The sequence below is a fragment of the Psychromonas sp. 14N.309.X.WAT.B.A12 genome, assembly GCF_030397575.1.
Lineage (GTDB): Bacteria > Pseudomonadota > Gammaproteobacteria > Enterobacterales > Psychromonadaceae > Psychromonas.
This window is the reverse complement of the sequence record NZ_JAPNXS010000013.1, coordinates 63,682-75,617: the sequence shown is the minus strand read 5'-3', so window position 1 is coordinate 75,617 and position 11,936 is coordinate 63,682. Positions and strand designations below refer to the sequence as shown.

Annotated in this window: 10 protein-coding genes; 5 read left to right on the top strand and 5 right to left on the bottom strand. The window is 38.4% G+C overall.

Features of this window, described 5'->3' with window-relative positions; genetic code table 11:
- Nucleotides 1–158 precede the first annotated feature (158 nt).
- Nucleotides 159–608 carry a terminus macrodomain insulation protein YfbV gene (gene yfbV / locus OW492_RS15085; protein ID WP_290041176.1) on the top strand — a complete coding sequence of 150 codons (450 nt, stop codon included), beginning with the start codon at nt 159–161 and terminating at the stop codon, nt 606–608.
- Here yfbV and rlmA read toward each other — a convergent pair.
- The 3 genes from rlmA to pflB all read right to left on the bottom strand — a co-directional run bounded on the left by rlmA (nt 605) and on the right by pflB (nt 4,733).
- The gene (gene rlmA, locus OW492_RS15080) at nt 605–1,420 is read right to left on the bottom strand and encodes a 23S rRNA (guanine(745)-N(1))-methyltransferase (RefSeq protein WP_290041173.1); all 816 of its coding nucleotides are present in this window, start codon (nt 1,418–1,420) and stop codon (nt 605–607) included. The two genes, yfbV and rlmA, sit on opposite strands and share 4 nt — an antisense overlap.
- A gap of 103 nt (nt 1,421–1,523) precedes the next feature.
- Nucleotides 1,524–2,264 (bottom strand): pyruvate formate lyase 1-activating protein, encoded by a 741-nt coding sequence (pflA, locus tag OW492_RS15075; protein WP_290041171.1) that lies wholly within the window; start codon nt 2,262–2,264, stop codon nt 1,524–1,526.
- 183 nt (nt 2,265–2,447) lie between these two features.
- Nucleotides 2,448–4,733: a formate C-acetyltransferase gene (gene pflB, locus OW492_RS15070; protein ID WP_290041169.1), complete on the bottom strand. Its 2,286-nt coding sequence runs from the start codon at nt 4,731–4,733 to the stop codon at nt 2,448–2,450.
- A 475-nt stretch (nt 4,734–5,208) separates the two neighbouring features.
- Here pflB and OW492_RS15065 point away from each other — a divergent pair, with 475 nt between their 5' ends.
- Nucleotides 5,209–5,712 carry a hypothetical protein gene (locus OW492_RS15065; RefSeq protein ID WP_290041167.1) on the top strand — a complete coding sequence of 168 codons (504 nt, stop codon included), beginning with the start codon at nt 5,209–5,211 and terminating at the stop codon, nt 5,710–5,712.
- Nucleotides 5,713–5,820: 108 nt separating this feature from the next.
- Here the strand turns inward: OW492_RS15065 and OW492_RS15060 are convergent, their stop codons facing one another.
- Both OW492_RS15060 and fldB read right to left on the bottom strand, forming a co-directional pair.
- Entirely contained in the window at nt 5,821–7,341 is a 1,521-nt protein-coding gene (locus tag OW492_RS15060) for a DUF3360 family protein (RefSeq protein ID WP_290041165.1), read from the bottom strand.
- Between the two features lie 441 nt (nt 7,342–7,782).
- The gene (gene fldB / locus OW492_RS15055) at nt 7,783–8,301 is read right to left on the bottom strand and encodes a flavodoxin FldB (protein WP_290041163.1); all 519 of its coding nucleotides are present in this window, start codon (nt 8,299–8,301) and stop codon (nt 7,783–7,785) included.
- Nucleotides 8,302–8,358: 57 nt separating this feature from the next.
- On the opposite strand from fldB, the gene xerD reads away from it, so the two are divergent.
- The 3 genes from xerD to recJ all read left to right on the top strand — a co-directional run bounded on the left by xerD (nt 8,359) and on the right by recJ (nt 11,932).
- Nucleotides 8,359–9,255: a site-specific tyrosine recombinase XerD gene (gene xerD / locus OW492_RS15050; RefSeq protein WP_290041162.1), complete on the top strand. Its 897-nt coding sequence runs from the start codon at nt 8,359–8,361 to the stop codon at nt 9,253–9,255.
- A gap of 131 nt (nt 9,256–9,386) precedes the next feature.
- Entirely contained in the window at nt 9,387–10,142 is a 756-nt protein-coding gene (gene dsbC, locus OW492_RS15045; RefSeq protein WP_290041160.1) for a bifunctional protein-disulfide isomerase/oxidoreductase DsbC, read from the top strand.
- 56 nt (nt 10,143–10,198) lie between these two features.
- A complete protein-coding gene (gene recJ / locus OW492_RS15040) occupies nt 10,199–11,932 on the top strand; it encodes a single-stranded-DNA-specific exonuclease RecJ (protein WP_290041158.1) in 1,734 nt (577 codons plus the stop codon).
- The last annotated feature ends 4 nt before the right edge of the window (nt 11,933–11,936 follow it).

Below are 11,936 nucleotides of genomic sequence, written 5' to 3'. Positions count from 1 at the left end.
TTAAGTTATATTGGTAATTTTACCCGTATGTAATAAAATTACAAATAACAATTTGCTAAAAACTATTCCAAATCAATTAAAATTTGAATATTTTTTGTTCAATTAAGCGGAATGTTATTTATGGGATAAAGGTCTAATCTTTTTTAAGGAGAGTTGCATTGTTTATATTTTTTGATTTAGTAAAAAAAGGTGATCAATATTTAAAGACTTGGCCTAAACAAAGTTGCCTATATTCATTATTTATTGATAGTAAAATGGTTTGTTATACGCAGCTATTGATTAAAATATTTCCTATTTTTATCGTCTTTGTTGCCTCACTTTATATCCTGTTGCCTACTTATTTTTCTTGGCCGAGTACCGCTACTTTTATCCTGTTTTTGATTGGTTTACCTATTCATTGTTTATTATGGTTAGGTAAAAGATCACAGCAAACCCTTTCACCATCACTGTTTGCTTGGTATGTGGAAATTATTGAAGTCGTTAATGGTAAACAATCTGGTCAACAGGTAATGGTCGATAAGCCTCGATTTATTGACCTAGCAAAGTTACTTAATAGAGGCTTTAAAAAAGGTGGCGATAATTTTCTCTACAATAATGAATTAATTTAATCTTTTTGAAATACTTCAATATTGAAGTCGCATTCAATTTGCCATTTTGATTGATTTAGTAGTTTATCTAATTTCTCTTTTGTGAACTTCCAAGCAAAGGGAGTCATGTTAATCAGGTCTTTTAATTGCTGTGAACTTTCAATTTCTAGTGTGTAATTTAAGCCTATTTTCTCTATTTTGCTAAAACCATTAACCGCTTCATTGTCTTCAGCATGTGCATTAATTTGTTCATAAATGACTTCTCTTAGTTGATATAAGTGACGTGGCGCAGGTGTTACTGTAATTAAATAACAGTTTTTCTTGATTAATCTCTGAAGTTCTTCAGCTTTTGAAGGCGCATAGATACGGATCATTAAGTCTAGTGTGTCATCTGCTAGTGGAATCTGGTAAGCACTAGCGACACAGAAATCGATACTTTTATAGCGTTTTGCTGCATAACGTACTGCTACTTTAGAAATATCTACACCACATAGGTCATAGTTTGGCTGTTTTTCTTTGATGATATTGGTGTAATAACCTTCCCCACAACCGAGATCTAAAATACGTGCTTGCTCGTTACCTGCCAAATAATGCTTACTGACCTCTGCGACTTTATTGGCTAAAGGTAAGTAACCATCAGTATTAAGAAATGCACGTCTTGCTATCATCATCTCTTGATTATCACCGGGGTTCTTAGAGCTTTTAGACTGCACTGGCAGCAGATTTAAATAACCTTCTTTAGCAATATCAAAGTGATGGTTATTTTCACAAACCTGTGTGTTATTGGTTTGTATAAAGGACGTTTGGCAAAGCGGGCAAATAAAAGAGGTCATAATGTTACTGCTCAATCAAAAAAGCTAAGCTTAACATAAAGGCAGTACAAACTGCCTTAACAAGTGAGATAAAAGTAGGAGATGGATATGGGTGAGTATTTTGTTAAAAAATAACGCTCGGATGATATTCTAATAAGACTTGTTGTACCGCTGTCATGACCTCTTTGGTTGGAGGGTGAACTCCTTCTAGTGGATATATTTCACCCATCTCAATCCATTTATGTCGACCTAATTCGTGATAAGGCAACATTTCAATCTTCTCTATATTTTTCATTGGTTGAATGAATTTACCTAATGCATGTGCATCCTCTAGGCTATCGGTTATACCCGGTACAACGACATAACGTAAATACACCGCTTGATTATGGTCAGCCAAATACTGAGCAAACTCTAAGGTGTATTTATTACTCACATGAGTGAGGTCGATATGCTTTTTGTTATCCATCTGTTTTATATCTAACAGTACCAGGTCGGTACTGTCTAAGATTTTTTTGGTTCTATCATCAATTTTACGTACAAATCCATTAGTGTCTAAACAAGTGTGAATGCCTTCTAAACGGCAAGCTTCAAACATAGCTTGTACAAATTCAGGTTGTAACATGGCTTCGCCACCGGAAATAGTGATCCCTCCGCCTGATGCATTCATAAAGTGGCGATACTGTAATAGTTCTTTCATGAGTTCGTCGACAGTCATCTCTTTGCCGCCTTCGGTATCCCAAGTGTCGCGATTATGACAATACTGGCAACGCATTAGGCAACCTTGTAAAAAAATGATAAAGCGAATGCCTGGCCCGTCAACGGTGCCACAGGTTTCAATTGAATGTACTCGACCAGTCACTGGCATAAAGTTACCTCTAAAATAAATTATTTAATTGTGCTCTTAATATTGATCATACTTATTCAATTTGATGGAAAAGAACAGTTAAATAATATTTGGTTAATGGTAAAAATAAAGGTTTCACCCGTTAAGATGAAACCTTTGAAAGGTTAGCCCGTTATCTTACTCTCTACAAATACAAATTGAGAGTTACAGGCTAGCAGTAAAGGTACGTGTAATAACGTCCTGTTTTTGCTCTGCAGTTAATGAATTAAAGCGTACTGCGTAACCAGAAACACGAATCGTTAACTGTGGATATTTATCAGGGTTTTCCATCGCATCTAATAGCATGTCACGGTTCATTACATTTACATTTAAATGTTGGCCACCTTCAATGTCTGGTGTGTGTTTAAAGTAACCATCCATTAAACCTGCTAGGTTTGATTTTTGTGAATCATCGGTTTTACCCAGTGCGTTTGGTACGATAGAGAATGTGTAAGAGATACCATCCTGTGCATAAGCAAACGGTAGTTTAGAAACTGATGTTAATGAGGCAACTGCACCTTTTTCATCACGTCCGTGCATTGGGTTTGCACCTGGTGCAAATGGCATACCTGCGCGACGACCGTCTGGTGTGTTACCTGTTTTCTTACCGTATACAACATTAGAAGTAATAGTAAGGATTGATTGTGTTGCACGTGCATTGCGGTACATTGGACGTGATTTGATTTTCTTCATGAAAGTTTCAACTAATTCACATGCAATATCATCAACACGTGGATCATTGTTACCAAATTTAGGGTAATCACCTTCAATTTCAAAGTCAGTTGCAATACCATCTTCGTCACGAATAGGTTTAACTTTTGCGTATTTAATAGCTGCTAATGAATCGGCTGCAATTGAAAGCCCTGCAATACCACAAGCCATTGTACGAGAAACATCACGGTCATGAAGTGCCATTAATGCTGCTTCATAGCTGTATTTGTCGTGCATGTAGTGAATACAGTTAAGTGCTGTCACGTATTGCTCTGCTAACCAGTCCATGAAGTGATCAAGGTTTGAGTAAACTTCATTGTAATCTAATACCTCAGAAGTGATCGCTGGCAATGTTTTAGGACCCACTTGCATTTTAGATTTTTCATCAACGCCGCCGTTAATTGCGTACAGAAGTGTTTTTGCTAAGTTGGCACGTGCACCAAAGAATTGCATCTGTTTACCAACAATCATTGGAGATACACAACAAGCAATTGCATAATCATCGTTATCGAAGTCAGTACGCATTAAGTCATCATTTTCATACTGGATAGATGAAGTATCGATAGATACTTTTGCACAGTATTTTTTGAAGTTAATTGGTAAATCTTCAGACCATAAAACAGTAATGTTTGGCTCTGGAGAAGGACCCATAGTGTATTGAGTATGTAAAAAACGGAAGCAGTTTTTAGTCACTAATGTACGACCATCAACACCCATACCACCGATTGATTCAGTTGCCCAAATTGGGTCACCAGAGAATAGGTCATCGTACTCAGGCGTACGTAAGAAACGAACCATACGTAGTTTCATTACTAAGTGGTCAATTAATTCTTGTGCATCTGTTTCTGTGATTAGACCTGCTTTAAGATCTTTTTCGATGTAGATATCTAAGAATGAAGCAGTACGGCCAAATGACATTGCTGCGCCATTTTGTGATTTAATTGCCGCTAGGTAACCAAAATAAGTCCACTGAATTGCTTCTTTGGCACTAGTCGCTGGACCTGAAATATCGGAACCATATTTAGCAGCCATTACTTTCATTTGGTCAAGTGCACGGTATTGCTCAAAAATCTCTTCACGCAGTTTCATGGTGTCTTCTAATGAAGTCCCAGCGATCAGTTCTGCTTCTAAGCTTTTATGCTGTGCTGCTTTTTCTGCCATTAGGAAGTCGATGCCGTATAAAGCAACACGACGGTAATCACCAATGATACGACCACGACCGTAGGCATCAGGTAAACCTGTTAACACACCTGATTTACGACATTTAAGAATATCGCCAGTGTAAACATCAAATACACCTTGGTTATGCGTTTTACGGTATTCAGAGTAGATAGTACGAATACCGTCATCTAGTTCTTTACCGTACACTTTACAAGATCCATCGATCATACGAATACCGCCGTTCGGGATAAGCGCACGTTTTAATGGTTTTTCAGTTTGTAGGCCCACGATTGTTTCTAGGTCTTTGTTAATGTAGCCAGCGTCATGTGCGGTAATAGTAGAAACAACATCCGTATCGAAATCAACAGGTGCATGCGTTGCATTTTCCTGTTTAATGCCCACCATTACATTTTCCCAAAGCTCATCTGTTGCTTTAGTCGCATCTGCTAGAAAACTTTCATCACCTTCAAATGGTGTGTAGTTTTGTTGGATAAAATCGCGCACGTTGACTTCAGTTTTCCATGTTTCGCCTGCAAAACCTTCCCATGCTGATTCAAATGCTTCGTTTAATTTAGTCATAAAGCTTTACCTTTACCGTTAGTGATTAAAAAAATAGTTAGAATTTGTTTGTCCTAGGGCAATGCAAATGATGGTAAATAACAGAACAATAAGTGGCTTCAACATCAGCGTAATATAAGAGTCAGATAAAAAATGCTGGCATGCTTGGTCAGCAGTTGCGCTGTATTGGTTGGTCATTTGATAAGCTAGAAGCTTGTTTGTTCTGTTGTCTATTTGCATCTTAGAAGTTACCCCGTGATGGATTAGTTACTAGTTTAGCAAAGGCTGATTTTCAAAAATTGATTCACATCAACTTGTACGTAGACTTGTAATAAAATTACAGTTTTCTTTTACATCGTGTTTATTAATAACGATTAAAGCCCTTCAGCATTAACAATATTGTGTTTTTTATGTTTGAGGTCAGAGAAGTGGGGAATTGAACCAGTGATAATAGTGAAAACTTGTTGTTTAAATAAAACTAAAGGAGCTAATTCATATGAACAATCAAATACTATTGACGATCACTGGTCAGTATCAATTTAATTTAGTGAATATTTTATCGGAAAAAACACATGCTTTAGAAGGTAAGTGGTTAAACAGTAAAATCAACCATATCGACAACATGATGGCTGGATTAATTAAAGTCGAACTTGATCAGCTGTACCTTGAAATACTGATCAATGAAATTAAGCAGTTAGGCTTGAATGTCAGCTGGGAAGTGATTTCTTTAGTGGAACCGCAGCAAGTTAAGCACTTTTCAGTGACTATTGATGCAAAAGATAGATTAGGGTTAGTAAGGGATATTTCATCTGTTTTAAATGACTATGAGCTACAAGTGCAAAATATGGAATGTAATCGTATTGGTGTACCAGGCATTGGTGAAACAGTGTTTACCAGTCACTTTCAAATTTCAACTGCACAGCACTTTGAGCAGGATGAGTTACTCATATCATTACAACAAATTTCACCGGACTTGGTTGTTGATATTAAGGCATCCTAGGTTAACGCTGTGTAAGTGGTTTAGGTTAATCTGCATTTTTATTGAGTGAAATTGGGGTATAAAAAAGGCGCTATGAACAGCGCCTTTTCTGTGTGTAGTTAATAAGCTTTATAATAAAGCAGGTAAACCATATTGTTTTTCAAACATACCTACAGCGACCATAGCAATAAAGCACACGATTAATACCGAGCCTGGAATAATCACCTTATCTAAAAATGATAAACGTTTAGCACGCTCTTTATCACCAATTAAACCGTTATTATCAAGTAACATGGTTAGAGCCCAAGCTAAGACAGGATTAAATACCGCAGCAGTAAAGATACAAATACCCGCAGCTTGAGAGTCTTTAGTATTTTTAATCATCTGCATACCTGCTTCTAGTAGCGGTAGGAAAACACCCACCAATAACGCGATACGCATTACTGGAGGCCAAACTGCAATATCCATTGGGAAGCCCAAGAATGCAATTAGCATCACCAAGCTACCTAGGATAATAGAGCCAGCTGGAATAGGGCGTTTAGCAATGGCCGCTGGAATCATATAAGTCCCCCATGAAGAGGTGATATTACCACCACCCACTGCAGTACCCACCATTTGACGAACTGAACACATGGTCATCGTATCATCGACATCCATTAATACTTCTTCAGTGTCTTTTGGGTAGTTCAACTCTTGAAATATACGGTGCCCTAAAAAGTCCGGAGACCACATCGCCACGGCTAAAATAGCAAAAGGTAAAGAGGCGATAAAGTGCTCTAGATTAGGTAAACCTAACATCCAACCTTCAGTCGTACTTCCCCACCAATAAACAGGGTTTAAATTAGGCAATCCCATTTCTGTTTCAAAGGTTAAGTCGAATCCTGCACCAAAAGCTAGGGCAATAAGTAGGCCTGTGATGGCACAAGCTGGGATAGCTAGCCAACGTTTGTTTATTTTGGCTAGAATGGCATATAAAACAATATTGGCAGCGAGTACGACTAGCCCAATGTAACCCATACTGCCTGTAGCCACATCTGCCGATGCTAAACCTTTAGCCCAGTCTTGAATTTGACCTATTTGACTGAATGCACCAGTAAAGCCTAAAAAGACTAATAATCCACCGGCAACGCCTTCACTGGTGAGGTTCACTAGTTTAGATCCGCCTTTAAAGTAACTTAGTAATAAGCCAAAAATACCTAGCAATATAGCTAATGCTAGCGGGTGTGCTCCAGCAAGTGCAATAGCTCCTATTAGCGGAATCATTGGTCCATGGTTACCTGCTAAATTTGCTTTAGGGTTTACAAAACCAGAGGCAACAATACAGAAGAGAAAGGCTGGTATTAACATCTCTACACGAGCGACTTCAATAGCGAAGTCTTTTCCTAGGGTGATATGCGGCCATTGCTCTGTTAGGCCATCTGCCCATGACATCATTACTGCTGAGTACATAGCAATGATACCAATAGTGCCTGCTACTGCTGGTACGAGATCTTCCCATTCAAAATTGAAGTCTCGCCCCGGTAGGTTTAATCGATAACGACGTGGTTTCATGATTTGTAATTCATGATTTAGATAATCTGCTCTTGAGGCAAACTCGCTGGCTGGCTTGTGCAGATCTTTATAGCTCTTGGTTTTGTTGTTTTTTGGCATTGAGGAGGTACTCCTTTACTCTGGTTAAATTTAAACTTTTTCGGTAGTGCTCGTCACTAGAATTAGGTTAAATAATGTTCATAAATTTTATATTTGTAGCTTAACCAAAGTGGGATAGAGGTGATTGATCTGGATCAGGAGAGTTACGATATTGAAATTTAATTACATAAAAATAAGATAACAATGATAATAAGGTCAGATAAGTGTAAAAATATGTAGCGCGGATAGCTTCTATTCAATGATGGAAACTGATTATGCAATATTAATTTTCTTAGAAATAGGGTTTTATAAGTTTTTGAAAAATAAGGTTTAAACTATACGGTGTTATATGAAGAGAAGGTTAACAGCGCTGTTATGCAGTTATATAGCTGCAATGTATCACGCTGTTACTTGACCGTTTTCAGTTTGTATTTCTATTACAGAATGACTTGAATAGGTATTTTATAATAATTCTTGTATCTCTTCTAAGATCTGCAAACACCACTCACTAATACGTTGGTCGCTTAGTTCGTATTGTGTATCTTCATCTAAGGCTAAACCAACAAAGTATTGGCCATCCTCTGTGAGTGCTTTAGAAGCATCAAACTGATAGCCTTCAACGGGCCAGTAACCAATAAACCTAGGTTGTTGTGGTAATAATTTATCATGTAGCATACCTACTGCATCTACAAACCATTCGCTATAACCATCTTGATCGCCTAAACCAAAAATAGCGACAATTTTCCCATTGACAGTTAAGCCGTCGATTTGATCCCATAACTTACCCCAATCTTCTTGAAGTTCGCCAAAATCCCACGTAGAAATGCCTAAAATGAGAATATCGTAATCATTTACCTTGCTTAATCCCTCATCTTTTATGTTAAATAGGTCCACTAATGATTCGCCTAGCTCTGCTTGAATTTTTTCTGCAGCGATTTCTGTGTAACAAGTGCTAGAGCCATAAAATAAACCGATTTTCATATGCGACCTTTTGAAGAAAAATAAAAGAGGCGCTAATTTACCGTTAAGGCAGTAGGAATGGAAGTATTAAGCATCGAACAATTTTTAGATTCACTGTGGTTAGAGCGTGGATTATCTAAAAATACGCTGGATTCGTATCGTCATGATCTCTCTTTAGTTGAATTATACCTCGCTAAACACAATGCCACATTAAGTGATGCAACAGCACGTCAACTCAGTGATTACTTTGAGAATAGGTTAAAAGGGGAGATAGATTATAAAAGCGCCTCTACAGCACGTTTGATGAGTGCTGTTCGTCGTTATTACCAGTATTTATGTCGTGAAAAAATACGTGAAGATGATCCAAGTGCTAAGTTAGAAAGCCCTAAAATCGTGAAACCTTTACCCAAATCATTATCGGAATCTGAAGTGGATGCATTACTTGCAGCACCAGAATTGGGAGATCCGATTCAATTCAGAGATAAGGCGATGTTAGAGGTGTTATACGCAACGGGTTTACGTGTCACAGAGTTAGTCGGTTTAACCATGGAAGAGATTAACCTAAAACAGGGCGTGATCCGAATTACTGGTAAAGGCAACAAAACCCGATTAGTGCCATTGGGAGAAGAGTCAGTATATTGGTTAGAGCGTTATATCGAAGAGATGCGCTCAGTGTTATTGTCCGGCCAGAGTAGCGACGTGTTGTTTCCAAGCCGTCGTGGTACACAAATGGTAAGGCAAACCTTCTGGCATCGTATTAAACATTATGCGCAATTAGCAGGCATAGACAAAGAAGCCTTATCACCACATGTATTACGCCATGCTTTTGCAACACATCTGTTGAACTATGGTGCTGATTTGCGTGTTGTACAAATGCTGTTAGGCCATAGTGATTTATCGACAACGCAAATCTATACACATATTGCAAAAGATAGGTTAAAACTATTACATGAAGAACATCACCCTCGTGCTTAGTTAATGGTGTTCTTATACTAAAGTCGCACAGAGGTGATTTATCACAGAGGCTAATATGAGATATAAAGGCATTCACATTAGTTACTAAGATAGGCATAATCAATCGTCTTTAATTTAATTTTTCAGGGGTCATGATGTCCATATTGAACGTTAAAAAAACGGTAGGTGCGTTAGTTGCTGGGATGCTACTTAGCACCAATAGCTTTGCGGCTATTTCACCAGAAGTGAACGAACTACTTACTAAAAAGTTACAATCATTAAAAGTAGAAGTGGACTCTATCGATGAGTCGCCTGTTAAAGGGTTATATGAAATTGTTAGCCAAGGTGCTATTTATTACATTAGTGAAGACGGTCAGTTTTTATTAAATGGCGATATCTATGATTTAGATAATGGCATGAATAACTTAACTAGCGCTAAAGTTGATGAAGTGCGTAAAGCAAATAGTGCAGAACACTTTGCAAAAATCAAAGACTTTGAAAAAGATATGATCATTTACAAAGCTGATGATGAAAAACATGTCATTACTGTTTTCTCTGATACTAGTTGCGCTTACTGTCAGAAATTGCATTCACAAATGCAAGAGTATAATGACCTAGGCATTACAGTGCGTTATTTAGCTTTCCCACGTGGTGGCGTTAACTCAAATGCTTATCATACTATGGTATCAGTATGGTGTTCAGAGGATCGTAAAGGTGCAATGGATGACGCTAAAAAACGTCGTAACATTGAGCCTGTGACCTGTGATAACACAGTGAAAGAACAATATGATCTAGGTGTCGCATTAGGTATCACAGGAACACCAACTATCTTCCTAGAAGATGGTACGGCTATGCCGGGTTACTTACCACCAGAACGTTTACTGCAAGTATTAGAGCAAAAAAAATAGACTAGTACATCAGCTATTTGTAAACTGCATTGATAATTCCTTATCGTGCAGTTTTTATGTCTCTAGAAATTAATAAAACACAAGTTCAACAACGCCCGCTTCAATGTGACGATAGCATATTGTCATTATCTTGCTCACCTCTATTAACCAAGCTTTATGCAAGTCGTGGTATTACCGATAATACTGAATTAGATAACAGCACTAAAACCTTGATTCATGCCAACCAATTAAAGGGGATGAGTGACGCGTGTAACTTGTTATACGAGGCTTATGTAGCACAACAAAAAATTATTATTGTTGGGGATTTTGATGCCGATGGTGCAACTAGTACTGCATTAAGTGTCTTGTCATTGCGAGCGTTGGGCTTTCAACAGGTGGATTATCTTGTACCTAATCGCTTTGATTACGGCTATGGTTTAAGCCCTGAAATTGTTGATTTAGCAGTGCAGCAGGGCGCTGAGCTGCTAATGACAGTAGATAATGGGATTTCTAGTATTAGTGGTGTTGCGCATGCTAACAAGCTTGGCATTAAGGTATTGGTTACCGATCACCACTTACCTGGGGAAGAAACCCCAATTGCCGATGCCATTGTTAACCCAAACCAAGTTGGCTGTGACTTTCCTAGTAAAAACTTAGCCGGGGTTGGTGTGGCATTTTATGTAATGTTAGCACTGCGCTCACTAATGCAAGAAAAAGGCTGTTTTACACAATACCCTGCGCCTAATTTGGCAAATTTCTTAGACATAGTCGCGTTAGGCACTGTGGCTGATGTCGTGAAATTAGATGCTAATAACCGTACGTTAGTACATCAAGGTTTAGCGCGTATCAGAGCTGGATATTGCCGTCCTGGCATTAGCGCATTAATTCAAGTTGCAAAACGCAACCAACAACAGCTGGTGGCAACAGATTTAGGTTTCTCATTAGGTCCAAGGTTAAATGCGGCAGGGCGTTTGGATGAGATGAGCCATGGTGTGGAACTGTTATTATGCGATGACCCATTGCATGCAAATACCTTAGCGACAGAGTTGGATGGTTTAAATGTGTCTCGCCGTGAGATAGAGCAAAGTATGCAGCAGGAAGCACTCGCTAATTTGCAAAAGCTGTCCATTGATCAAGATAACTTACCGTTAGCCTTATGTTTATTTGAAGCTGATTGGCATCAAGGTGTCATTGGGCTAGTCGCATCACGCATTAAAGAAAGGTATTACCGACCAACCTTTGCTTTTGCCCGCGCTAACGACGGTGAAATTAAAGGCTCTGCCCGCTCTATTCCTGGCGTACATATTCGCGATATTTTGGATGTGGTTGATAAAACGATTCCAGGCGTGATTTTAAAGTTTGGTGGGCATGCGATGGCGGCAGGGCTGAGCTTATTGGAGAAAGACTTTACGCTGTTTAATGACACCTTAAATAAAGTATTAGCAGAACAAGTGGAAGAGCACCTATTACAAAATGTTATTTTATCTGACGGGCAATTAACGCCGGATCAATTAGATTTATGTATTGCGCAAGAGCTACGTGACGCGGGGCCTTGGGGGCAAGGTTTCCCTGCGCCTGTATTTGATGGTGTATTCGAATTAAAACAACAACGTATCGTTGGCCAAAAACATCTTAAAATGATGTTAGAGCACCAAGGAAAGTTAATTGATGCCATTGCCTTTAATATCGATCCAGAAGTTTGGCCTAATCTTTCGGTGAAAAAAGTGTTCTGTGTATATAGTCTAGATGTGAATGAATTTAGAGGTCAAAGAACCGCACAGTTATTAGTACAGCTGTTAGAGCCGAGATAGTAAG

Excerpts from the sequence above, each read along its gene's own strand:
- OW492_RS15065 (WP_290041167.1), top strand. The coding sequence starts at position 5,209 with ATGAACAATCAAATACTATTGACGATCACTGGTCAGTATCAATTTAAT.
- rlmA (WP_290041173.1), bottom strand. The coding sequence starts at position 1,420 with ATGACCTCTTTTATTTGCCCGCTTTGCCAAACGTCCTTTATACAAACC.
- recJ (WP_290041158.1), top strand. The coding sequence starts at position 10,199 with ATGTCTCTAGAAATTAATAAAACACAAGTTCAACAACGCCCGCTTCAA.
- OW492_RS15060 (WP_290041165.1), bottom strand. The coding sequence starts at position 7,341 with ATGCCAAAAAACAACAAAACCAAGAGCTATAAAGATCTGCACAAGCCA.
- fldB (WP_290041163.1), bottom strand. The coding sequence starts at position 8,301 with ATGAAAATCGGTTTATTTTATGGCTCTAGCACTTGTTACACAGAAATC.
- pflB (WP_290041169.1), bottom strand. The coding sequence starts at position 4,733 with ATGACTAAATTAAACGAAGCATTTGAATCAGCATGGGAAGGTTTTGCA.
- dsbC (WP_290041160.1), top strand. The coding sequence starts at position 9,387 with ATGATGTCCATATTGAACGTTAAAAAAACGGTAGGTGCGTTAGTTGCT.
- xerD (WP_290041162.1), top strand. The coding sequence starts at position 8,359 with ATGGAAGTATTAAGCATCGAACAATTTTTAGATTCACTGTGGTTAGAG.
- pflA (WP_290041171.1), bottom strand. The coding sequence starts at position 2,264 with ATGCCAGTGACTGGTCGAGTACATTCAATTGAAACCTGTGGCACCGTT.